Raw genomic sequence first — 25,270 nt, 5'->3', positions numbered from 1 at the left:
TTCGAACTTTAAACTATTTGAGTGGATTTATAAAATGCCTAAAACACAGATCAATCTCGAAGGTTGGCAAGACTACCGTGGCAACATGGCAGGTAGCCTGCTTTATGTCGAAACTAGCCATCAGTCCGAAATGCCTGTCCGCGACCAGCTGAATGAAAATGAAAAGGGTTTTCTTTATGAACCGAACTATGAAACCAGCACCTATGGTCTGATGAGCTGCTACAATGTGAAGGCAATCAACACGATTGTGAAGAGCAAGAGCCGTTACATTTTGTTTGGCACCCGCTACGAAGGCTTGAGCGATTCTGAAATGCGCAACAAGTACCTCATCATGGGTTATATGCGTATCGACAAGATTAAGGACGTGCGCACCCGTCACGTGCAGCGCTACATGGCAAACCCGGAAATGGAAGAACCGGAATGCATGCAGATGGAACACAACTGGGCAGTCTACGGTCCGATGCGTTTTGTCTCTCTCGACGATTCTTTCGTTGTGACCGATGAAATCCTCAAGGAATGGGGCTACAAGGGCCATGCATCCCGCCAGCTCAAGACCGTGTTCTCCAAGGAACACCTCGAAAAGATTCTCGCTCACCTGGATTCCAAGCAGGATATGATTGACGAGTATATCGCTACCGTCGATGAATACAAGGAAGCTCTCGCTGAAGAATAATTCTTCGAAAGCGAAGTCTAAAGGTCCCCGCCTCGGCGGGGCTTTTTTATTTCTTTCTAGCGAGGAGCACGACCGCCCCTTGCGTGACCTGGAACAGCAGCGGAATGTAACCCAAAATAGATGCCGCCAGAACCGTATCTGCAGGAATTCCGAGGAGCCCGGTAAAGAGGCTGACGTTCACGCCTTCGCGTACGCCGATTCCGTTGATGGAAATGGGGAGCATGGTGATGGTGACGGTGATGGTCGTAAATACGGTTACGACATCCAGGCCGATATCGATCCCGACCGCCTTCAAGAATGCAAAATGCATGATGATGGATAGGACCTGCAGCCAAATGGAATCGACAATGGAAAGCATAAAGGCTTTTTTGTGGGAACGGTAAATGCTGAAGGCGTTCTGTAGCTTTTCAAGGAAGGGGTATCGCTGTGCAATTCCTTGTGGTAACTTGATCTTGTCGAGGAAAAGTCCACCGACGATTATAACGATGGAGGCAAGCGCAAATAGACAGACGGCGCCTGTGTATATGAGCGGAATCTCATAGCGGGAGGCCACGAACGGGAGGGCGACAAAGAAGCAGAGAAACATCGCCAAAAGTCCCATCAGTCGTGAAATGACGATGGCTGCAACCGAGTTTGCCATGTTTCCGAATCGCTTGCCGAAGGCGACCGTCTTGACTGCATCGCCGCCGAATCCGCCCGGGAGCAGGTTGTTGAAGAAATAGCCGAGTGCGATGTAGGCGTAGAACGAGCGAAACTTGATTTTTTTCCCTTCGTCGAGCAGGAGTCCGCGCCAGCGGTTTGCCTGGATGCACATGCTCAAAAATGTGGTCACGAGAGTGACGAGTATCCACGGCAAAGCTTCGTGCGTCCAGTGTTGACTCACTTCGTGGAACGGAATGTTCATGAAGATATAGGTAAGACCGCCACAGCTGACAGAAACCTTTAGGAGGTTCCAGAGGTAACGAGAAAGTTTTGAGGGCGACTTGTTCATGATATCTTCGGTTTCGTTAAATGAGGCTCTCGTAAATGGCACGTTGTTCGTTCGCTATCGATTCCCAATGGAATTTGGAGGCGTGTTTCTTGGCATTTTGCGATAGCGCCTGAATCCTGTCGGGGTTACTCAGCAGGTCTTTGATGGCGTTTGCGAGATTTTGCGGGTTGCTTTCGATTAAAACGCCTGTTTCGTTGTCTTGGACCGCTTCTCTTAGGCCTTCAATGTCGGATGCTATCACGGGGATGCCCTCGGCGGCAGCCTCGATAGCGGTGATACCCCAGCCTTCGAAGCGGCTTGGCATACAGACAATGCGGCATTCGCTGAGTCGCGCAAATCGTTTTTCGTCGAGCCTTCCCGTGATTTCGATAGAATCTTCAAGTTCGAGCTTTGCAATCAACTTATTGAGAGTTTGTTCGTCCTTCCCGCCACCGATTAATAGCGCCTTGAATGGGAAATTTTCGCTTTTGAGAATCGAAAGCGCCTGAACCAGTGTATCAAGTCCTTTTTGGTTGATTTCGATTCTTCCGATGAACCCGATTTTTTCGGCTTTAGGCTGTGTTTCGTAAGAAAAGACGGATTCATCGATGCCGTTGTAGATGACGGTGACGTTTGCGGTCGGGTTCAGCTCCAGAATGTGCTTTTTTAGCGCTTCGCTCACGACGATGAAGTTCTTTCGGTGCTTGAGGTAGTGACGTTCCATCAAGAAGGGGATAATTCCAAAAATTCCCAATTTCTTGAAGCTTTGACGGCCTAGGTAATTATGCACTAGCGATACCATTGGGCCTTTCCAGAACAACCTCGGAAAGATGATATTGAAGATGGATATGTCTTCGACGAGCAAATCAATCTTGTTTGTTTTCTTAAGCTTGCGGACGATAAAGCCTGCTTTGAGTGAAAACAAAAGTCTGCTGAACAGATAACGTTTGCTACAGGATGTGTAATGGTATTGGATCTGGTCCTCTCCACTGTTTTGGTTACAGTTGGGGAATCCTCCCGACACATAGTGAATCGAGTCCCCTTTTTTAGCGAAAAAAGAATAAACGGCTTTCGCTCTTAGTGCCGCGCCGCCGCCTAACCAGGGATTCTGTGGATGGTCGTAGATGAGGTGTATCAGTTCCATTTGTAGATAAAGAATAAAAAAATTACACGGTATTCAATGGGGGCAAAACGAATGTTTTTGCAGGGCAATCGTATCACGTATGTATCATCAATTGGGATATTGTATCATAATGTATCAAAAAGGCTTTTGTAAACGAAAATATACAAACTTTCGTGTATGAAAAAAATGCCAACAAATGAATTATTTGATATCTTCATTTATGTAAACATTCTTGTTCTTTTTTGCAGGAGTTATCATGAGTAACAAAATGGTCAAATGGATTTCTGGTTCCCTGGTAGCCATGGGTGCCTTGATTGCTGGCTGTTCTGAATCGAATACGTCAGAACCTCTTTCTGTTGAGTCTGATGGAACCTATTTGAAAAATGATAGCAAGCAGATTTGGGCTCGAATTAATGCAACTGGTAGCATCGCAACTTACTTCGATTCCCTTTCAAAGGAGGGGGGAGTCCCGACTATTGGTGTTTCTTCACGCTCTAGTGTTCGTTGCGATGCTCCCGCTCTTAAAATGGATGAAAACACACGTTACCTTGATGAACTGGAATCACTTTTTGACGAGGGGGAACAAGTCGAAGGTGTTTGCGGTAAAGCTCTCAAGCTGAAAGCTGGTCAGGTAGCTCCGCTCGGCGTGAATTTGATTGATTCTTTGAGTGTTGGAACGGTCGAATTCTGGTTCCGTCCGAATGAGGACTTCTTTGACAAGAATGCGAGAACGCTTCTTGGTAACGATGGCGCTAGAATCCATTTCTTCTACAAGGATGGAAACCTTTATTTCCAGAAAAACCATCATGACCAGCACTTCTATGCTTATGGCGAGGCTCAACTTAAGCGCGATGACTGGAACCTGATTGCAGGCCAGTGGGGCGATGGTTACATGAGCCTTTGGTTGAATGGTAAATTGGTTGCAAAGATCAAGCACGATAAGGGGTATGTGCCTGCTTTGCGTGGTGTTCCGTTCGAAAACCTGGTTGTAATCGGTTACAAGTCCAGCTGCTGCATGGAAGGCCCAGGACAGTATGAATCTTTGATGACTTCCGGTTCTTATGACCAGGTGAAGATTTCTAATATTCCGCGTTACCAGATTAGCGATACCGCTGAGGTGAAGCAGGATTCTTTGGCTGCCGATACGGTTCCTGAAATCGAGCCCTTTGTCCCTAACACGAAGTGGATTGTTGATTATGAATTTAACAATCCGAAGAATGTTGGTCAGGACTTTTCTGGGAACGGCTATCATGCCATTGTCGATGAAGGTAGCGTTTCCTCGGATTCGGGTTTAGCCTATTTCAACGGAAAGTCCGGACTTACGCTTGCTGAAGGCAAGGATATTAAGCTTGGCGATTTTGTAGTCGAAGCTCGTGTTTACCCGGAATCTGTTTCTGGATATAGAAATATCATTGTAACTGAACCTCCAGGACATGGTCCTGATGGCTGGATTCTCCGCATTGAAAACGGAAGCCTGAAGTTCTTTGTTCGCGATGCTGACTGGTTAAAAGTGAATCGGAACGCTGATTGGCAGGAAGTGAGTGTTGGTGGTATCAAAGCCAATCAGTGGCTCAATATCCGAGTGGAATGCACTTCTAAGTCTGTAGCCCTCTTCTTGAACGATACTCTCAAGTTGGAAAAGGAAATTGCCGGAAATTATGATGGCTTGCTTTACCCGTGGGGCATTGGTTACGATGCTGTGGAACAGAGCTACCATAGTAGGTACTTCTTGGGTGCCATCGACTATATCCGCGTGGGTAGAATCCTGGGCGAGGATGTTCCGGTTGATACCATTGTTCCGGTTGACACAATTGCACCTGTAGATACTACCATTGTTCCGGTTGATACAATTGCACCTGTAGATACTACCATTGTTCCGGTTGATACAATTGCACCTGTAGATACTACCATTGTTCCGGTTGATACAATTGCACCTGTAGATACTACCATTGTTCCGGTTGATACAATTGCACCTGTAGATACTACCATTGTTCCGGTTGATACAATTGCACCTGTAGATACTACCATTGTTCCAGTTGATACAATTGTGATTATAGATACGGTTGCTCAGGATTTGAATCGCAAGTGCTCTGAAAATGCACTTGTCAAGGACGACAAGACCCTTTACTTTGATGAATTCGAATCGGAATACAAAGAAGGCACTTTGGTTGATGGCGTCTGCGGCAAGGCTATTTCCTTGACGGATGGCGAAGACATCAAGACTGAAATTGAACTCTCTACAAAAATTCCGGTAGGTACGGCTGAATTCTGGTTCCGTCCGGGTGAGAATTTCGACATGGAAACGCCCCGTACGCTTCTTGGCAATGATGGTTCCAGACTCCATTTCTTTGTGAAGGATGGCGAGCTTATTTTCCAGAAGAATCTTCCGGATGTACATCATTTTGTCAAGGCTGCTGTAACGCTCAAGAACGATTGGAACTTGATTGCCGGTCAGTGGGGGGATGGCTATATAAGCCTTTGGCTGAATGGCGAAAAGGTCGCAAGCGTGAAGCACTCCGCAGGCTATGTACCGTCCACTCGTCCGATTGTAGACGAAAATCTCGTGGTGGTTGGTTACAAGTCCAGCTGCTGCATGGAAGGTGCCGGTCAGAGAAAGAGCATGACGACTGATGGAGCTTTTGACCAGCTCAGAATCTCTTCTGTGTTGCGTTACGGTGTTGATCAGGAATCGGCTGATGCGGAGAAATAAGATTTAAAAGTTCGCTTTTAAAAACAGAAGGAGATAGACGCAACGGAATTAATAATTTCGTTGCGTTTTTTATTTTGACGAATAAGTATATTTGCAGTCATGGCGTTCGTTCATTTACAGACTCATTCCGAATTTTCGATTTTGCAGGCTTCGGCCCGACTTGATGATATTTTGGCGGCTGCCGCAGCAGAAAACGCACCTGCTGTTGCTTTGACGGACCATGGTGCCATGTTTGGTATTCTTGAAATCCAGACGCGTGGCAAGGAACTGAACAAAAAGCGCAAGGAGCAGGGGCTCCCGCCAGTCAAGACGGTTTATGGCTGCCACATTTACGTGGACACACCGAGTGCTAGCCAGAAAGATCCGACTACATTTGAACGATTGACGCTCCTCGTCGAGAACGAAAAGGGCTATTACAATCTGCTCCGCATTGTGAGTTACCGCTACGAAGACGGGGAGCGCTGGGCAGAAATTCCGTCCGTGCCGCTCGAGACGATTAACGAATTTAAGGAAGGCATTATCGCCATTGCTGGCGATTATTTTAGCCGTTACGGCCAGAATGTGGCTTCGGGCAGGGATTCTCTTGCGCTCGAGTACATGGACCGCCTGAACGAGATTTTTGACCACGACCACCTGTACATCTCGGTTTGCGATAACGGGATTCCGCAGCAAAAGCACGTGAACGAATTCAACGTGGAGCTTGCGAAAAAGTACGGTCGTGAAGTCGTTGCTGTGGGCGATGTTCATTACATCAAGCCCGAAGACGCTACATCGCACAAGATTCTGCGCTGCATCTCGCTCAAGGTCACGCTGAACGGTTTTGAAGACAAGCGCTTCCCGACGGAAAAGTTCTATTTCCGTACCGAAAAGGAAATGGTGGAGCTGTTTGGGCATATCCCGGGCGCTATCGAGAATACGGTCAAAATTGCCGAGCGCTGTAACTTTACCGTGAAAACCGGTATCGGTGATGAGTTCTGGCCGCGATTCAAGATTCCTGATGAATTCCTCGCTTCTGAGGAATACCAGAACATCAAGGCCATCATGAAGGCGGAATACGATGCGGAATATCCGGTCGTCCGTGAACGTGAACTCAAGGGCGTTATCAAGGACCGCAAAAAGAAGGTCAAGGCAAATTACTGTGCCGAAAAAGGCATTGCCGAAGATGCGTTGACCGATGCGGACAATGCTGAAATCGACCGCCTCTCGCAGCCGGAATTCTTTGATGCAGACGACAACAAGGCGTGGGAAAAGAACATCCACCGTTGGTGCAAACCGGGGGGCGATGCCGATATCTACATCACGCATCTTTGCAATGAACGCTTAAAGTGGCGATTCCCTGACGAAGATTTTAAGTTCCCGGCTCACGAGACGAACGTGGGCAAGCGCATGTACAAGGAGCTTAACTGTATCCGCAACATGAACGTCGCAGGCTACTTGCTCATTGTGTGGGACTTCATTAACTGGTCTCGTGAACATGGCATTCCCGTGGGCCCGGGGCGTGGATCTGCTGCTGGTTCCCTGGTCACTTACATCATCGGTATTACCGACATTGACCCCTTGACGTTCGACCTCCTTTTTGAACGATTCCTGAACCCGGAACGTGTGTCCATGCCGGATATCGATACGGACTTTGCTGACCGTGACCGCGGCCGCGTGATCCAGTACGTGACGGACAAATACGGCAAGGAGTGCGTGGGCCAGATTATTACCTACGGTATGCTCAAGTCGAAGGCGGTGATTACGGACGTCGCGCGCGTGCTCGGAATTCCGCCTGCCGAAGCGAAGTCCATTACTAAACTCTTCCCGCAGCGTACGTTGAACTTTAGCCTAAAGCAGGCCTGGACGGGTAAGGACAAGAAGGGTAACAACCTCGAAGATGGTTACAGCCCGGAACCGTTGCAGGCGATGATTGGCAGCCGCGCGAGCTACCAGAACCTTTGGGATGTCGCGAAGCGACTTGAAGATTTGCCGCGCCAGACGGGCGTGCATGCTTGCGGCGTGGTGATTACGCCGACTCCGATTTACAACCTTGCTCCTCTGTACCGAGCCGCTCCGGAAGATACGCCGGTGGTGATGTACGATAAGCACTACGCCGAAGACATCGGACTTTTGAAGATGGACTTCCTTGGGCTTATCAACTTGTCCATCATTCAGGATACGGTGAAGATGGTCGAACAGAACCGCAACATCAAGCTTGTGATGAACAAGATTCCGATTGATGACAAGGCGACGTTCGAACTTTTGGGCAAGGGCCTTACGACGACGGTGTTCCAGTTTGAATCTCCGGGTATGCAGAAGTACCTGCGCGAACTGAAGCCGACCCGAATCTTTGACCTTATCGCTATGAACGCCCTGTACCGACCGGGGCCGATTGACCAGATTCCGCACTTCATTGCCCGTAAGAACGGCAAGGAAGAGATTGACTGTTACCATCCGGACTTGGAACAGGTGCTTGGCGAAACGTACGGCGTTATCGTGTATCAGGAACAGGTGATGAAGCTCGCCCAGATTCTGGGTGGCTACTCGCTGGGTGGCGCTGACAACATCCGCCGTATCATGGCTAAGAAGATGCCGGAAAAGATGGCGAAGCTCGAACCGGAATTCTTCCAGAAGTGCTTGGATAAGGGTTACGACAAGGCCATGATCCAGAAGGTCTGGGACGCCGTGCTTCCGTTCTGCGGATACGCATTTAACAAGAGCCATGCTGCTGCTTATGCTTACGTGGCTTACCAGACGGCGTACCTCAAGACGCATTACGGCCCGGAATACATGGCGGCTTCCATGACTTCCAAGATGGGTAAGACCGAAGATACGGTGACCATCATTTTGGAATGCAAACGCCTTGGAATCCCGGTCTTGTCGCCGAACATCAACACGTCTTTGGGAGTGTTCTCGGCGAACACGAAGGGCCAGATTCTTTACGGTCTAGCGGGTATCCGCAACGTGGGTATTGCTGTTGTCGAAGACGTGGTCGCGGAACGCGAACGTCGCGGCATCTACAAGGACATCTTTGACTTCTGCAAGCGCGTGACGGAATACCAGGCGGCCCAGCCTGAAAAACGCCCGCCGCTCAATAAGAAGGTCTTGGAATGCTTGATTATGGCGGGCGCCTTGGACGATTTACCGGGTAGTCGTGCCGTGCAGGTGGCTACCGTGGACCGCGCTTTGGAAGTTGCTATGCGCAGCCAGGAAGACAAGGCCAAGGGCCAGGTTTCGCTGTTTGACTTGGGTGGCCCTGCTGCCATGCCGAACACTGCTGAAGTCTTGGAAGAAGCTGAAGAATGGACGGCGATGGAAATGCTCAACAAGGAACGCAGCGTGCTTGGCTTGTTCCTCTCTGGGCATCCGCTTGATGAATTCCGCCCGGAATTACAGGGCTTTACGAGCTGCTCGCTCTCGGAAGACGAAATCACCCGCTATGTGGGCGATACGGTCGTTGTGGGCGGCGTCGTTATCCGCATGCGCTCTATCGAAACAAAGCGTGGCGATACGATTGGCTCTGGCGCTATTCAGGATTTCCAGGGTGAAATCGAAATGTTCTTCAAGAAGGATGTCTGGGAACGTTTGCGCGATACGGTTTCTGTTGATGACCGCGTGCTTGTGAAGGGCGTCTTGGAACAGCAGCGCGACCGCGATGGCTACCAGATTATTGTCGAAGAAGTGATTCAGCTCGACCGCGTGCGTTGCGATATGGTGGATTACATTCATGCGAATTTCACCGTTGGCATGCTTACAGACGAGTTCTTGGACAAGCTTGAAGTCGAAATGAAGGCCAATTTGGCCGATGAATATTGCCATGGGTGCCAAATGGTGTTCCATTTGGAGGCAGATTCCGGATTTGAACATGTCGTTGTTCTAAAAAAATATAAAGTTGTATATACTCAGGAATTGTTGCAGTGGCTTAAAACAGATTTAGGCGCTCTGAAGGTTTGGGTATCGAATCGTGCAAAACGTTAACGAAGAAAATTCTCCTTATATCCTCTTCTGTGCAGGAGAGGATTCCGGCGACATGATTGGCGCCGAGATGGTATCGACTGCCGTGCAGCAGGGCTTTAAGGTTATTGGCCTTGGCGGTCCGTTGATGCAGGAGAAAGGGCTCCAGCCCTTGTGGGACTACAACGAACTCCCGGTTTCGGGTGTGGGCGATGTGGTGCCGAAGTATTTCTCGTTAAAGAACGTTTTTGAAGTCTTGAGCGATGCCGCAGAATCTAGGAAATGCCTTGGCATTGTGGCAATTGACTATCCTGGGTTTAATATGAAGCTTGCACGCCTTGCGAAAAAGTGGGGCAAGCCCATGCTTTATGTGGCGCCTCCGCAGGTCTGGGCGTGGAAATCCAAGCGGGCAAGCCTCTTTAAGCAAGCTAACAATATCCGTTTGGCGGTGTTCTTTGATATCGAAGCGAAGGCCTACCAGCAGATGGGGGTCGAAACGGTTCGTATCAAGCATCCGATTGCAGGCTGGGTTTATGACCAGGTTGAACCGCGGTCTGATATGTTGCTTTTGCCGGGAAGCCGCCGTGATAGCGCCTTACGCAATTTGCCGTCTTTTGTAAAGGTCGCCGAAAGGTATCGCAACACGTGGGCAGAACGCAATTCGGGACCGCTCCCGGATGTGATTGTCGTTGCTTCGCGTGAACATTTGGAAGTGCCTCTTTTGGTCGCGCTCGAAAAGCTTTATGATGGGCATTTGCCGAGCTGGCTGAAGGTTGTTGTCGCGCCAAAGGTTATTAGCGAACGCTTGAATTTCTATTCGGCATATTCGGCTGCGCTCACGTCGTTTGGAACGAGTACGCTTGAAATGGCCTGTGTCGGGATTCCGTTTGCGGCTTGTACGATGCCGGATTTCCTCACGTATGCAATGGGCAAGTTGATGGTCAAGTCCGAATTTCTGTCGCTTCCGAATGCGATTTTTGGCTGCGGCGTGACTCCGGAATTTATCATTCGCCATAAGCTGAACGACCGCATGGCCGATGCTATTGTCGATGCACTTTTCCAGCAAGATATTGGATCTGCAGACGAAATAGCCTTGCGTCTCCGCAAGGCTCTGGATGTCGGTAAGACTTCTAGCGAACTAGTGTCTGAATTTCTTGCTCAGTTCCTCAAGCGTTAAGCGCATGAGCGTCGGGCTCCCGAACGGGGACTTGAGCGGATCCTGCGTAATCATCAACTGGCCGACGAGTGCCGTGATTTCTTCGGGCTTGAGCTTGTCGCCTGCCTGGTAAGCATTTGTCTTTGCCCAGGATTTCGCAATCGCTTCCTGGAACTTGACCATGTCATTCTTGGTGTCGTTTTCGTCGACATCGTTCAAGAAGTCGTGAACCGCTTTGGCGGCACGCGAAAGCGGGAGTGCGCTTGGAATCGAGCGGATCTGGTAGGTATCCCCGCCAAACGGCTCGACAAAGAATCCGAGCTTGCGCAATTGCTCATCGACGTTTCGGAATATTTCTTTCTCTTGCTTGGAAAGGTCGATGAGTTCCGGGAACAGGAGTTCCTGGCTATCTTGCATGATGTTGTTCTGGAGCGATTCCATGGCCTGTTCAAAGAGCACTCGCGTGTGGGCAGCGTGCTGGTCGATAATCAATAGACCATTGGAATCTTCGCCGGCGATATACGTGTTTGCAATCTGGAAGAACGAGGGCGGCGCCCACGGCGTCTCGGGAGGCGGAGCAGGCTTACTGTGGTCGGGTTCCAACGAAATAATCTTGCCGTATTCAGGGAGCGAAAAGAGATCCTGAACATCGTCGCTTACGTCGTATTTAGACTTTTTGTCCGAAAGCGCTGTTGCCGGTTTTGCCGGTTGAGCGAATGGCTTGCTTGCAAAACTTGGCTGCTGGGTTTGCGCCGCGTATGGCTTTGCCTGCTGGAACGGATTTTCCCATGGCAAGTCGTTTTGCGGCTGTGCCGGCATCTCGAAAGTTCCCGGCATCTCGGACTTTACGGCCGGAGCTGCTGCAGGTGCCGGGCTTCCCATAAATTCATCGCTCAAGTCGATGATGGGGGAGTGCGCTTCCAAATCCTTAGTAAACGTATCGCGGATGGCGTGCGTGACGACAAGGAACACCAAGTTCCCGTTCGCGAAACGGACTTCACGCTTGGCCGGGTGCACGTTGATGTCGAATTCCATGTCCGGCATGTCCAAGAACAGTACCGTTACGGGCTTGCACTGCGCTCCATACGGCTCGTATGCTTGCGAAACGGCCTTGCTCACCATCTTGTTTTCGATGGGACGGTTCCTCATGAAAAGGAACTGGTGGTTGCGTTTGCCGTTCGTTTCGGTCGTGGGCGAGATATAGCCTGTCACATGGACGCCTGCTTCGGTGTAATCAACGGGGAGCAGCCCCTTGGCGACCTTGGAGCCGATGGCTTCGGCGATGCGGCTGCGGAGTTCTCCGGGAACGCCAGTGAAGACCGTCCTATCGCCAACTTTATAGTCAAAACGGATTTCCGGGTGCGAAATGGCGGTCTTTAATACGATGTCTAAAATGCGGGAGCACTCGGACGTTTCACTGCCGAGGAACGTGCGGCGCACGGGCGTGTTGTAGAACAGGTCTTCGACGAGGAATGTGGTGCCACGGCTTGCCTGGATATCTTCTTTTTCGATAACTTCGCCACCCTTCACAACGATGCGACCGCTTTCGCCTTCTTGCGTGGCGCTAGTGATGGTCAGCTTCGAAACGGCTGCGATGGAGGCGACTGCTTCACCGCGGAAACCATTTGTATGGAGGTGGAATAAGTCGTCTGCTTTTGTTAGTTTGGATGTAGTATGACGGAGGTAGCATAGATCCAAATCGGCGGCTCCCATGCCCTTACCGTTGTCTGTGACTTGGATTTTTTTCTTTCCACCTTGTTCAATCTGGACTTGAATTCGGGTTGCTCCGGCGTCGATTGCGTTCTCTATAAGTTCCTTGACAGCCGATGCAGGGCGCTCAATGACCTCGCCAGCAGCAATTTTATTGATGATTTCATCGGATAAAAGGTGAATTTCAGCCATTTTCGCTTTTATATGTAGCTCTTTGTATATACTTTTTAATATTTGATTGCTATATTATAAATATAGCTAATGAATTTTTATGAACAAGTGAGGTGAGTGAAATGGTTTCAAATCTATTCCTTCAGCTAGCACACATTGAATTACTGATGTCTTACCCGGTCAAGGACATTTTGACCTTGGTCAAACGAGATTCGCGATTCAACGTGAAACTCCTAAATGATTTGTACTTCGAAGATTCATACGTAGATGAAAGCGCTTACCGTTTCATAATGGACAACATCGTCGCGTGGTTGTACGAACGCGGTGAAAATCCTGATGAATTCATCGAACGCATCGTGAAGCGTTGCGCTGCTTTTGAAGCAGTTCCTGCTCGTAGCGTTCTCCGCTCCTACTTGCCGTTCGTCTCTTCGTTCTACTCTGCTGAAGATGCTCGCGAACTCTGCTTGGAAATCATTCCGAAACGTTACCCGTTCCTTACGAAGGCAAGCATCCTCCGTAACGACGTTATTGATGGCAACCGCAGGGTGGACTTCACGTTCCAGTTCGAGACTCCGGGGGTGCTCGCCGCGAACCCGATGCGCTGGATCCGTAGCATGATCAACATCGGACCGCTTCTCTTGAACACGCCTGCATACGAACACATTAGCTACCTCGCCACGCAGACCTCGTTTATTGAAGCTCTTGAAAATAGAGTCCCTGCCGAAATGAAGGAAGACGGCGGCATCTATATCAAGGGTGAACTCGTTGGCCGTCATGCCACGTTTGAAGACTGCATCAAGGAACACAACCTCGAATGGAAGAACGATGTCGAAAAGAGCATTGGCTGCGTCCGTTCTCTGACCAACATCCGCGACCCGAAGACCGGCGCGCTCCTCATCGAAAAGGATTGCTACTACGGTGCTCCGGCTTACATTCTCGAGTTTAATTTCAAGGCTAACGTGAACGCTTCCGAACCGTTCCTCAAGCTCATGAGCTCTGTCGTGAAGCAGGAATTCGAAGCTTGGGCTCCGATCCAGAAGGCTCACGAACAGCTCCTCGATGCCATGAACGATTCTGTCACGATCGTGTACTACAAGAGCGATGACTCGATCTCCGTGAACAGCAAACACCTCATGCGTAACGTTCCGGCTCGAATCCTCCGCAACTTGCTCCGCGAATACACTGTGACCGGCCGTGAAGAATACGAGAACCGCGAATTCAAGCGCGATCCGGCTATTTGCATGGACCCGCTTCGCCCGAACTTCGAGAGCAGGTTGAACCGCGTCATTGCCCATATCAATGGCTCTGACGATCCGGAACATCCGAGTGAAGGTGTGAAGAAGTACTTCGAAATCGAACGTCACCGCCGTGGTGGTTTCCGCTTTGTTCCGAAGTGCAAAATCATCTTCAGGGAAGAGTAAAATTACTTTGTTCTTGCCGTTTTGCAGGTGATTGTAAAGCGAAATTTATGATTGGTAGTAAAAGGTAAGAACGGTAAATTTTATTAAGTGAAGAAATAAGAAAAACGGAAGAATCGGACCCTTATCAATTTGGTATATTTAGAGTGTTGAGAATGGTTGGAAAGGTAAATCCTGAAACGACTTTATCATTGCTCCCCTCCTGATAGGTTCAAGGTTCTGGAAACCGCTCAATATTTTCTCCTTCTTAGGAAAGGGCTCTTTTAGAGCCCTTTCTCTTTTTTTTATGCACTTTCATCCTGGCGCAAGCGCCAACCTTACGGCTCAGCCATGACCATACAAGTATGGTCGCGGCACTCGCCTTTTAAGGTTGTGGCCGACGCTCTATTCTCACAACGTAAGACCTTTAAATTATTGGTTTGATATCTTTCTCGCTATTTATGGATTAAAGCTGTTGTGAATTTTATGAAATAAAAAAGACGATGTAAATACATCGTCTTTTTGAATCTTTGCAGATTTGTATTAGCAACGGCTTAAGGCCATTGGCTAATGTTTGCACATTAGCGGCGTCTTGCAGCCATTTCCTTCGTGAGGATGTCCATGACGGCACCGATTTCGGCAGGGGCCTTGAACACCGGGTTTGCGTACTTGCTTGCGATGTTTTCGAGCTTCTGTTCGTGATAGCCGACCTTGAATTCCGTGAACTTGAGGCCGTGAGCCGTGCTGATGACGACGACGTTTTCGTCCTTTGCAATCTTGCCTGCGGCGACGAGCTTTTCGAGAGCGCCGAGAGCGACACCCGTGTGCGGGCAGCAGTAGAGACCGATGCGGTCGCCGCGGTGGGCTGCGTTGGCGAGTTCTTCTTCAGAGACACTTACAACCATGCCGTTGGTCTTCTGGATAGCGCGAACGGCCTTCGGATAGCTAACCGGGTTGCCGATCTGGATGGCAGATGCGAGAGTCTTCTTGGCCTGAACCGGAACGAGCTTGTCGAAGCCACGTTCGTATGCCTGGTAGAACGGATTGGCGTTTTCGGCCTGAGCGACGATGATGCGCGGGATGCGGTCGATGAGGCCCATAGCCTTGCAGTCTTCGAAGCCCTTGGCGAGAGCGCTCACGTTACCGAGGTTGCCGCCCGGGATAATCACGGTGTCAGGCACCGTCCAGCCGAGTTCCTGGCAGATTTCCGGAGAAATTGTCTTCTGGCCTTCGACGCGGAGGCTGTTCATGGAGTTGGCGAGGTAAATGCGGTTGTCCTTCGTGACTTCCTGAACGATCTTCATGCAACCGTCAAAGTCGGTGTCGAGAGCGAGCACGATGCTGCCGTTAGAGATTGGCTGGATGAGCTGTGCAGTGCTGGTCTTGCCGGCCGGGAGGAACACGATGGAGGGAATGCCTGCCTTGGCGCAGTAAGCGCTGAGGGCTGCAGAGGTATCTCCGGTAGAAGCGCAAGCGACGGCGTCAATCGGGTGGATGCCCTTCTTGATGATGTGATTCACCTGGCTCACGAGAACCGTCATGCCGAGGTCCTTGAAAGAACCCGTGTGGGAGTTGCCGCAGAGCTTCACCTTGAGGCTTCCGATGCCGAGTTCCTTGGCGAGCGGGGCTGCGTCAAAGAGCGGGCTCCAGCCTTCGCGCATGGTGACGATGTCTTCGACCGGAATATCCGGGAGCACCATTTCGCGCTTGCTCCAGATACCGCTCATGTCTTCGGGCTTAAAGCTCATGCGGCGTTCGGCAAAGAGCTTCTTCCATTCTTCCGGGCTGCGGCTGGCGAGTGCTGCGCGGTCGTGTTCGACTTCGAGCAGGCTACCGTCCACCTTGCTGCGGTAAATGACGTCGGTCAGCGGGTAGGTATCGTCGCCGTTGATGTTTCTAAAATGAGCGTTAAACTGAGACATAATTTCCTCTTGAATTTTACGAGGCAAATATAGCAATTTAAAATTTAGTGACTCGTTGCATCAAGACTTAACTAGATTCTTCACGGCTAACGCCGTTCAGAATGACGGTGCTAAGCTCAGTCGCTGTTCAGAATGACGGTACTAAGCTCAGTCGCCGTTCAGAATGACGGTGCTAAGCTCAGTCGCCGTTCAGAATGACATCGCTAAGCTCAGCCTACGTCTGGTTGCTTTCTACATCCGCCACCATCTAATTTGCTATATTATGGGCGATTTTGTTACAAGTAAAAAAACTCGGAGTCCTGAGTGAACAAGAAAAAATTTATTCTGTTGCCGTTTTTGGCGCTTTTTCTGTCGTCGTGCCTGTTTGATACGGATGACGATGGCCTGTCTAGCTGGCTTTCTGACCAGGGAATGCCCGGCAGTTATAAGGTTCAGACGGTATCAATCAATGACTTGAACCCTATTTCGGCCGATGTTTTTATGGACACTCTTCCGAAGAACGCCCGGTCTCGTGGTATTCTTGGGGCAACTTCAGGCTTGTCGCACGATGTCGTTTTGGATTTTGGGCTGGATAGCGTATTCTTGGCCAGATTGAGTTCTGCAAAGTTGCCGAAGTCCTATTTGAAGCTCCAGCTTGTGGATTCGTACTATATGTCGGACTACCTGCCGTCTGACATTTTACCGATTGAAGAAGATGTGAAGTTTGATGTAAGCTGGATAATTTCTGAAAAGCTCAGTTCCAGCAATCTCAATAAAATCACTTCGATTACGGATTCTGCCTGGTTCCATGATCTTGAAACCTGGCGCCCGCAGAAGTCGGCCGAAACGACATATTCTGTTTCCATCGGCAAGAAGGATACGGTCGTAAAAGGGAAGACGCAGACTGTTCTGGTGGACTCCATTCTGAAGATTGAAATGCCGAAGGCTCTTGTGGAAGATCTCCGCAAGAATTCTGGCAACCGTCGTTTGCAGTTGCGCCTTTCTGCTCCGAATGCAGAACACATCTACCGATTCTACGGTCCGGGAAACGATTTGGTCTATCCGCGTTTCCGTATGGAACTTAATAACGAAAATGGGGATTACGTAGAGTATAAGTCGGTTCACGCGTCCTCAATTTCCTCGAACCGCGAAGATTGCTCGGACTGCCTTATTCTGCATAGCGGCATCTACGATTCTCTAGTCGTGGAGTTCCCGTCTAAGCCTATCATGAAGGCCTTGTCTGAATTTTATGGCGATGAATTCCCCTACAGCGATGAAGATGTCCGCCAGGCGGTAATCATGGCTCAGGTGACGTTCTACAAGGATGATTCTAAGGGCTCTCAGGAATTGAACTATCCGATTATTGTGGCTTCGGCTTCGTTTGAGGATAGCGCCGATGTCTCTGTCCGTCGTGTAGAAAGCTACAAGTTGGATAAAGATCGCATTGCAAAAAGTGGCCACCCGAACACGGTGTTTGATGGTCGTGACTCCATCTCGTTGCAGGTGACAAGCGGCATGCGCGATTTCTTGAATCGCGCTCATGACGGTCGTACGTTTAAAATGATGATGCGCCTTGATCATTCGATCTTGCTGGATAAGGATACGCTTTTTTATGATCGATCCAGCACCGATGGCGATACGCTTAAACTTTCTAATGGCGAAACGGTCAAGATTTCTAAAGGCGGGTCTATTTACGTGACGTTCCCGTATTTTGACTATGCTCGTTATGATTTTACCTCTATCAAGGATAAGCCTGCTACGCTTAAGTTGTGGCTTGCTTCCAAGCGTGGGGAGGAATAATGAAAAAGTTAATTAGTGCTTTGCTTTGTGCTTCGAGTTTTTCCTTTGCATCGATGATCGGTCTTGAAGCTTTGGGCCAGGAACAGATTGCTGGCGGTTCTGCTGCCATGGCTGGTCGCGGTTTTGCGGGTAATGCAAAGACGGGCGATGCCGAAGGTATTTCTTTGGTGAATCCGGCTCGTCAGGCTTTTGATACGAAGGTCTCTTTGAATATCAACTTCTTGCTTGATATTTCTACTGCAGATCGCTCTAATTCGCATTTCACAAAGACCAACGTTTCGATTCCTTCGATGAATTTGTCATTCCCGATGGGTGACTTTGGAACGTTCGGTGTTTCTCTGTGGCAGCATTATTCTGCAACGATGCGTGAAGACGTCGAAAACGAAGAAGAACAGGTGAAGGCTGAAATTGAGTACCAGAGCAGTATCTACGAACTGGTGCCGACTTATGCGATTAGGCTTCCGTTCTTCCGTGCGATTTCTTTGGGCGCCTCTGCTCATTTTGTAATGGGCAGCTTTACTCGTAACCTTACGCTTGGTCCGGATAACAGCGCTATTAGTTCGGAAGACTCCTGGGCTACAACGAGCTCTGATGTTTCGGATTATGTGAAGGGCGACTGGGAAATCAAGAACCACCCGGCATATTATTCTATTGCGGCTCAATACCGCGGTCGTATGGCTTCGTATTTCTTCTCGTTTACGACTCCCTATACGCTGTCGAATGAGCTTGTGTACAATACGCAGTTTAGCGAACTGGACACGCTTGCTCCGACTAAGCACACTCGCGAAATCAAGGTGCCTGCAATGCTTGCAACGGGTGTCAATTACCGCTTTAACAAGCGCCACAATGTGATGGCCGATATTGCATGGCGAGCCTGGGATAAGGACATCGAAAATGCAGCAGGTAGCTGGGATTTGTCCAAGGTGACCAAGACGCAGAACGATTTTAATATTTCTGTCGGTTACCAGCGCGATGGTAGTGATATTTTCTATGATTCGTACTGGAAACGCATTACTTATAGAGCCGGTGCTTGGTTCAAGAACTGGTATGTTCAAGATGTTTCTGAAATTGGTGGATCCATCGGTGCTGGTTTCCCGCTTGGTAGAAAGGGAACTATGCTGGATTTGGCCATTCAGGGGGGCGTTCGCCTGACGGACGATGACCGCAACTGGAGTGAATCCTATATTGGTATACGTCTCGGTTTGCTCGGTGTCGGAAGTTGGGGTAAAACCCGTGGTCAATAAGATTCAACAGAAGGAGATCGAAATGGCTACTAAGAAGAATGAAGAGAAAGTAAAGAAGACCGCCGCTAAGAAGACGGCTTCGACAAAAGTTTCTGAAAAGAAGACTGTAGCCAAGAAGGCTACAGCAGAAAAGACGCAGGCAGCTACAAAGAAAGCTCCTGCCGAAAAGAAGGTTGTCGCCAAGAAGCCTAGCGCAACGATTGAAAAGGTTGCTGCTAAGGCTGCTCCGGCAAAGAAGACTGTGAAGGCTAAGGCTGAAAAGGCCGAAAAACCGGCTGCAAAGACTGCAACAAAGACCGCTAAGGTTTCTGCGAAGACGGAAATGTCTGTTGCCGCTGCTAAGAAGGTCGTGAAGGCTGCAACGAAGGCCAAGAAGGTCGAAGTTGAAGTTGTAGAAACTCCGAAGGCTAAGGTTGCAAAATCTGCTGCTCCGGAAGCTCTGTCGCAATCCTTTGATGCCGAATACCTCGTGCTCATGCAAAAGGATCCGAACTGGATGCAAGCCTTCTGGGAAGTTTCTGAAGAACGCATCAAGGCCGCCAAGAAGGGCAAGGGCAAGCTCGTGCTCCGCCTGTTCGACATCTCGAACGACTTGACCGTGAAGCGCAACAAGAAGCTCAAGTTCCACGATATCGAAGTTCCGGCAGACGCCCGTAGCTGGTACGTGGAAAACAAGGCAACGCAGAACTGCGCTGCTGCTCTTGGCGTTGTTGCCGCTGGCAAGTTTGAACCGCTCGTCGAAGCTGGTCCGATGCAGACGTTCACGCTCGAAGGTTCCGAAGTGAATACGGACAACGTATTTGTCCGCGCTTCCCTCGGCGGGGCAACTCTCGGTGGCTTTGGCAGCTCGGGACTTTCTTCGATGTCTGCAAAGAACTGGCTTGAATCGCTTTCGAGCTCTTCGGGCTCCATGTTCTCTGGCGCACTTTCTAGTGCCGCTCTCAAGAGCAACAAGCTTGAACTCCCGAAGGATTCCGTGAACTACGGCAAGGACTTCTTCTTGTGGGTGAAGACCCGCTTGATCGTCTACGGTGGCACGCGTCCGGATGCGCACTTGCAGGTGCGTGGCGAACCGTTCCCGCTCAACCCGGATGGCACCTTCAGCTTTGAAGAAGACCTCCCGGACGTGACGAAGATTATCCCTGTCTTTGCGACCGATAAGGATGGCGATTTCCCGACGACAATCGTCCCGATCGTGGTGAAGCGCACGGAATAATGGCGAAGCCTGGTCGTGTACATCTTTTGCTTCACGCACATTTGCCTTTTGTGCGTGAACCCTCTTTTGACCGGTTCTTGGAAGAGAACTGGTTTTTTGAGGCTATGGCGGAGACGTATTTGCCCATCATCCAGATGCTCAACCGTCTGGAAGAAAAGGGTGTGCCAGGCACTCTCAATTTTAGCGTTTCTTCGGCGCTTTTAGCGATGCTAACGGATAAGCTTTTGCTTACCCGTTTTTCGGCGCATTTGCACAAACAGCTTGAACTGATTGAACGCGAAAAAGTCCGTTTCCAGGGCAATTCCGAGCTTATGGAAGTGGTGGATTTTTATTACCGCAGGCAGCTTGCGCTCATCAATACCTGGGAGCGCGATTGCGGTTGTGAAATTGTACCTGCGTTAAAGCGCTTGGAGCAGATTGGAAAAATCAACTTGCTCACGTGCGTGGGGACGCACCCGTTTTTGCCTGCGTACCAGAACGATGTCGAAGCGATCCGCTTGCAGCTGAAGATTACAGTCCGCGCTTTCGAAGATGCTTTTGGCAAAAAGCCTCGTGGATTGTGGCTTCCGGAATGTGGCTATTTTGAAGGCTTGGATGCGATTCTTGCAGAATATGGATTCAAGTATTTCTTCCTGGAAACGCATGGCGTGCTCTTGGCAAAGCCTGCGCCAAAGTATGGCGTGTTCTCGCCGGTCAAGACTCCGGCTGGGCTTTATTGCATGGGCCGTGAACAGAGCAGTTCCATGGAAGTCTGGAGCCGCAAAACGGGTTACCCGGGGCATCCGGAATATCGTGAGTTCTTTAAGGACATTGCTCACGAACGCGAGAGCGAGTATCTAGGCGATTACTTCTTGGCGGCGGGCGCACATATCGAAACGGGCCTCAAGTATTACCGCATCACGGGAAGCGAAGACAAGAAGATTTATCGCCCGTGGAATGCGCTACGTCTTGTTGAAGACCACGCGCGACTTTTTGTCGCCAATCGCGAAGCGACTGTGTCGAGCTTGCTTCCGAACATGGATGGCAATAAGGTCTCGATTCTTTGCCCGTACGATGCCGAACTTTTTGGACATTGGTGGTTCGAAGGTCCGCTGTTCATCGAGAAAATGTTTGAACGCGCGGCAAGCTCGAACGTGGTCGAAATGGCTTCTCTTGAAGATTCGATTCGCGAGCCTGCGGATAAAGACGTTCACAAACCGATTTTCTCATCTTGGGGCGAGGGCGGCTTTGGTGAAGTCTGGATGAACGATGAAGTCGCTTTCCTGTACCCGATGTTCTTTAGAATGCGTAAGATGATGGACGATTTGAAGTTGCGCATTTCTAAAGTTGCAGGGAAGGCTTCAGGAAGTGCTGTTGGGAATGCGCGCGGTTCAAAGGCTGCGATGGCGAAGCGCTTCTTGGCACAGATGGCGCGCGAACTCGTGCTGTTCCAGGCTTCGGACTGGGCGTTCATGATTCATAACAATTCGGCTGCAGATTATGCTCGCGCCCGTTTGAACGGACATTATGAAAATGTCTGTGCGCTTTATAAAGAAGCGGTGAAGGCTAATCCCGACACGAAATTGCTCAAAAAGCTAGAACAAAAGAATAACTTGTTCCCGTTCATAGGTGAATGCCTATAATAATTCTAACGTTTGCTTAAAAACAAGAAATAACTGGGTCCTTCGTCGCTTTGCTCCTCAGGATGACTGGCTGAGGATGACTTCTTCCTCCTTCCTACCGTCTACTGTCTACTTCCTACTAGTAAATCACCATAAAGCTGGTGGTTTTGCCTTTATTCCCAACGCGGAAGCGGTAAATACCCGGAGCCATCATCGATTTGACTTGGTCTTCTTGCATGCAGAATGATGTTCCGTCGTATTTTTGTTGAGTGATTAAATCACCACGTCTATTGCGTATTTCAAAGAACTTCTTGTCACGAGGGAGGGGTGCAAAACAGAGTGGCCCTTGTTTCCACGGAACAGGGAATGCGTGTGGCGATGCGTCTTTGCTTGTAATGGGAATGTTTTCGGAAACACCGAAACGGCTGAAAACCCAAATCGTAGAATCGCTTGTCGACAAGATTGAAACAAGGCTGTCGAGTGACTTGGTGCTTTTAATGGTGTGAACGGTCGCTTCGCCTTTGCTAAATGAGATAATGGATGCTTTGCCGAGATAATCTGTAAAGTTGGGCTCTGTGTAATTGTTGGGTGAACGGTAAAATTTAAATGCAAGGCTTTCAATTTCTGGCGTGATGGAATCTTCGCTAAGTACGTTTGCACTGGGCCAAAGCTCTTGATCGCTTGTTATCCAGTCTTTTTTGGGGATAAACTGGCTGCGTTCTCCAGAAAAAGAAAGATCAACAGAATAATCGTGGAATATGCTGTCTGCATTTAACTTGATTTTTTGCAGTGAAGATTCTAGTTGTGTTTCAAAAGGCTTGTCTGGATTTCTGGAGAAATTTTCCCAAATGGACTTGTCGATATTCTTAGAAACTTTGTTGTAAAGATAAAGGAAAAATGTAGAAACGCCATATATCTTGTGATTGTTGATTTGGTTTATCTGGGACAGGGGAACGCCCATGTCGTTGAAGAATGATGGCAGGTATGAGAAATAATCGTCAACTTCTGGATTGGTTACTTCTTCGTAGCCTGTAGCGGATGCTTCGAACCAGAATATGTTATTTGAAGAAACTGTATTGAGGTATTGTAACTGTACGGCGTGATAGAATTCATGGAATGATGTTAGACGGATTCCTTTAGCCCATTCATCGGTATAGGAGTAGTTATGGGTTTTGTTAAGGAGAGGAATGGTGCTTTTGGCGTAGTAGCAAGTGTCGCCGTCGGCAATTATTTTTTCACTATTGGTTCCATGTGACGATCCGTAATAGAAGTCATTTTCCATGAAAATTTGAGTTGCTGTATTCTCTTCTTGTTGAATGGTTAAACCATAGCAAGATGCACACGAATACTCGCCATAGGGATCTCGAACTTGTTCGATATCAATGATTTCAATGGGGTATAGACCGTCTTTAACTTCTTGTTGAAAATGGTGCGTTGTGCTTGGTCCTTTGGGGGCGCGCATTTGTAGCTTGCCTACATAAAATTCCCATGCGGCTTCCATGCTTTCGGCTGTAGTTTCGGCAAAAGCTTTAGTTGTTGTATGAGGACCAGACAACACGTAGAATACTTGAATATGAGGTGTTTTGATGGTATAGACCGAGTCGTAGTATTGCTCGTAGCTGCATCTTTCACTGTTGTAGTTCGACAGGGAATAAACCTTTTGTTTGTGCTTGGTGCGGTTCTTAAGGATGTTCCATGTCCCGCATGTGCCATTGTAGGCGTGCGCAAAACAAATTGAAGCGATGATAACAAAAGTCAAGAGGCGCATTTTATAAAACTCCTGCGTCTTTGAGAATTCTTTTTGCCTTTTCGGTAATCTCGGTTGGAATCGTCAGCGGCTTTTGATGCTGCGGCTTGACGCGTGCATCGATAAGCAAGGGCGCCTTGCATTTCCAGTGCTTGTTCTCGACAACTTCATCGAGACCGTAAATATCTTGGGCGGGGTCAGAACGCGTAAACGTGAGCCAGAGGAAATCGCTCAAGATGTTGTTTGCGTTTGCGCCGTTGCCGGCATTTCGGGCGCCTTCGTCGATGATGGAAATCCAGGGGTAGTTTTCGCGGAATTCCCAGTGGGCGAGGGCTTCTTTGAACTCGCGGAATGTTTCGTTGCCGTTCTCGAGATGCGCCGGGCCTTCGATCATGAGCACGCCGGGCATCACGATGGTTGCGTTCTTGAATCCATGCGGGAGTGCAAGCGCTTTTAAATCATTCGGATCGTTGCGGAGTTCGCGAATCTTTGTGCCGGCAGCGGCAATCACGACTTTGGAACCGTGGTTGAGGCTTGTGCCGGTGTAGTCGAGCGTGTCGATGGTCGTCGCGGTCTGGAAATGCAAATCGCGGTCGAAATGGACACGTTCGAGAACGTGTCCGAAGAACGCGGGAACGTTGTTTACATCGAGGCCTGCGGCTGTTTCATTTGCGATGGCGTTCGCGTCAGTAGAAATGCCCGCGGCGTCTTCTTTTGCTGCAATGAGCAAATACTTTGTTAAACTTGCCTGGTTGAATCCGAGCAGCGCATTTGCCGTCTTTAAAAGTTCCATCGGCTCGCGTTCTTCGATGCTCGCGTACGGCCGGAACGCTTCTGATCCGAGCGCTAGGCAAAGCGGGTGTACGCCAGCATCATCGACCGCGTGAATCCCGTAAACGCCCGGGAGCGAAGCGGGGACCATCGGCTTTGTGATTTCGTGAATGAACTTGCCAAAAAGCGTATCTTCTTGGGGCGGGCGGCCGACGACCGTGAACGGGAAAATCGCATTCTTTTTGCAAAGCACTTTTTGGACTCTCATACAAGGAAAATCGTGTTTGCCGGAATAATAACCGATGTGGTCCCCAAATGGGCCTTCGGGCTTTAAACCGGGTTCGAGTTCTCCTAAAATACAAAAGTCGGCATCGCTAGAGACAAGGTAACCGTCATGTTCAAAGTAACGGAAACGATGGTTGCCGAGCATGCCTGCGAACAAGAGTTCCGAGAGGTTCTCGGGCATGGGCATCACGGCGGCAAATGTGTGCGATGGAGGCCCGCCAATGAAAATGCTCACCTTGAGCGGGCGACCTTCTTCGAGAGCTTTTTGGTGGTGCCTTGCGATGTCTCGCTTGATCTGGTAATGCAATCCGCATTCTTCGTTCGGAATGTATTCATTTCCCGAAATCTGGATGCGGTACATGCCTACGTTCGTCTGCATGATGCTTGTATTTTCACTCGGGCGTGTGGCGACTTGCGGGAGCGTGATGAACGCTCCGCCGTCTAGCGGCCAGCTGACCAGCTGAGGCAAGTCGCTGAGGCTGCATTCTTCGAAGTCCTTGATGCTACCGGAGCGTTTGGGCAGGGAGCTTATCCCGGCGCGCATGGCGCGCAGCAGTTTCGCAGGCGTGGCATGCTTGAAAAATTCGACCGGATTTGCCTTGAAGTTTACAGCTGTTTTTGTCTGCTCAAAGCCTTCACGGAACAGAAAATTGAATCTTTCGTCGCTTCCGAAAATGTTACAGGCGGCGCGGAACTTGCTCCCCTTGACATGTTCAAAAAGGAGCGCTGGGCCACCCTGCCTAAAATTTTCCCTCGCGATTTCGGCCATTTCTAAATGCGGATCGACTTCGGCGTGAATACGTTTGAGCATTCCCGCTTTTTCCAAATCCAGCAGGGCCTGTTCGAGGGACTTGTACATGAT

At 49.5% G+C, this 25,270-nt stretch carries 15 protein-coding genes; 9 read left to right on the top strand and 6 right to left on the bottom strand.

Features of this window, described 5'->3' with window-relative positions:
- The first annotated feature begins 34 nt into the window (after positions 1–34).
- Entirely contained in the window at positions 35–673 is a 639-nt protein-coding gene (locus tag CRN95_RS03590) for a hypothetical protein (RefSeq protein ID WP_073423419.1), read from the top strand.
- A 46-nt stretch (positions 674–719) separates the two neighbouring features.
- On the opposite strand, the gene CRN95_RS03585 is transcribed toward CRN95_RS03590, so the two are convergent.
- Positions 720–1,664 (bottom strand): lysylphosphatidylglycerol synthase transmembrane domain-containing protein, encoded by a 945-nt coding sequence (locus CRN95_RS03585; protein ID WP_088629774.1) that lies wholly within the window; start codon positions 1,662–1,664, stop codon positions 720–722.
- A gap of 16 nt (positions 1,665–1,680) precedes the next feature.
- Positions 1,681–2,787, bottom strand: a complete 1,107-nt coding sequence (locus CRN95_RS03580) for a glycosyltransferase family 4 protein (protein WP_088629775.1) — start codon at positions 2,785–2,787, stop codon at positions 1,681–1,683.
- 235 nt (positions 2,788–3,022) lie between these two features.
- Between CRN95_RS03580 and CRN95_RS03575 the strand changes: the two genes are divergently transcribed.
- The 3 genes from CRN95_RS03575 (at position 3,023) to CRN95_RS03565 (ending at position 10,586) form a co-directional block, all read left to right on the top strand.
- Positions 3,023–5,476: a LamG-like jellyroll fold domain-containing protein gene (locus CRN95_RS03575; protein ID WP_097020120.1), complete on the top strand. Its 2,454-nt coding sequence runs from the start codon at positions 3,023–3,025 to the stop codon at positions 5,474–5,476.
- A gap of 99 nt (positions 5,477–5,575) precedes the next feature.
- Positions 5,576–9,433: a DNA polymerase III subunit alpha gene (locus tag CRN95_RS03570; RefSeq protein WP_088629777.1), complete on the top strand. Its 3,858-nt coding sequence runs from the start codon at positions 5,576–5,578 to the stop codon at positions 9,431–9,433.
- On the top strand, positions 9,420–10,586 hold the full coding sequence (locus CRN95_RS03565; RefSeq protein WP_088629778.1) for a lipid-A-disaccharide synthase: 1,167 nt from the start codon (positions 9,420–9,422) through the stop codon (positions 10,584–10,586). Before CRN95_RS03570 ends, CRN95_RS03565 begins: the two co-directional genes overlap by 14 nt.
- On the opposite strand, the gene mutL is transcribed toward CRN95_RS03565, so the two are convergent.
- Positions 10,548–12,467 carry a DNA mismatch repair endonuclease MutL gene (gene mutL / locus CRN95_RS03560; RefSeq protein WP_097020119.1) on the bottom strand — a complete coding sequence of 640 codons (1,920 nt, stop codon included), beginning with the start codon at positions 12,465–12,467 and terminating at the stop codon, positions 10,548–10,550. The two genes, CRN95_RS03565 and mutL, sit on opposite strands and share 39 nt — an antisense overlap.
- Positions 12,468–12,568: 101 nt before the next feature.
- On the opposite strand from mutL, the gene CRN95_RS03555 reads away from it, so the two are divergent.
- Positions 12,569–13,867, top strand: a complete 1,299-nt coding sequence (locus CRN95_RS03555) for a hypothetical protein (protein ID WP_088629780.1) — start codon at positions 12,569–12,571, stop codon at positions 13,865–13,867.
- Positions 13,868–14,424: 557 nt separating this feature from the next.
- Here the strand turns inward: CRN95_RS03555 and thrC are convergent.
- Positions 14,425–15,765: a threonine synthase gene (thrC, locus tag CRN95_RS03550; protein ID WP_073423410.1), complete on the bottom strand. Its 1,341-nt coding sequence runs from the start codon at positions 15,763–15,765 to the stop codon at positions 14,425–14,427.
- A 303-nt stretch (positions 15,766–16,068) separates the two neighbouring features.
- On the opposite strand from thrC, the gene CRN95_RS03545 reads away from it, so the two are divergent.
- Genes CRN95_RS03545 through CRN95_RS03530 form a run of 4 tightly spaced genes read left to right on the top strand, consistent with a single transcriptional unit; the run spans position 16,069 to position 21,626 of the window.
- Complete coding sequence (locus CRN95_RS03545) at positions 16,069–17,544, top strand: hypothetical protein (protein WP_097020118.1); 1,476 nt, start codon at positions 16,069–16,071, stop codon at positions 17,542–17,544.
- Positions 17,544–18,788 (top strand): hypothetical protein, encoded by a 1,245-nt coding sequence (locus CRN95_RS03540; protein WP_097020117.1) that lies wholly within the window; start codon positions 17,544–17,546, stop codon positions 18,786–18,788. Before CRN95_RS03545 ends, CRN95_RS03540 begins: the two co-directional genes overlap by 1 nt.
- 22 nt (positions 18,789–18,810) lie before the next feature.
- Entirely contained in the window at positions 18,811–20,004 is a 1,194-nt protein-coding gene (locus CRN95_RS03535; RefSeq protein ID WP_097020295.1) for a DUF4912 domain-containing protein, read from the top strand.
- Positions 20,004–21,626 (top strand): glycoside hydrolase family 57 protein, encoded by a 1,623-nt coding sequence (locus tag CRN95_RS03530; protein WP_097020116.1) that lies wholly within the window; start codon positions 20,004–20,006, stop codon positions 21,624–21,626. Before CRN95_RS03535 ends, CRN95_RS03530 begins: the two co-directional genes overlap by 1 nt.
- Positions 21,627–21,744: 118 nt before the next feature.
- Here CRN95_RS03530 and CRN95_RS03525 read toward each other — a convergent pair whose 3' ends face one another.
- A complete protein-coding gene (locus tag CRN95_RS03525) occupies positions 21,745–23,373 on the bottom strand; it encodes a hypothetical protein (protein WP_097020115.1) in 1,629 nt (542 codons plus the stop codon).
- Between the two features lies 1 nt (position 23,374).
- The gene (locus tag CRN95_RS03520; protein ID WP_097020114.1) at positions 23,375–25,267 is read right to left on the bottom strand and encodes a UbiD family decarboxylase; all 1,893 of its coding nucleotides are present in this window, start codon (positions 25,265–25,267) and stop codon (positions 23,375–23,377) included.
- Positions 25,268–25,270 lie beyond the last annotated feature (3 nt).

This window comes from Fibrobacter sp. UWB16, from assembly GCF_900215325.1.
In the GTDB taxonomy this organism is placed as follows: domain Bacteria; phylum Fibrobacterota; class Fibrobacteria; order Fibrobacterales; family Fibrobacteraceae; genus Fibrobacter.
The sequence above is the reverse complement of the archived record's forward strand: the minus strand, read 5'-3'. Positions and strand labels throughout refer to the sequence as shown.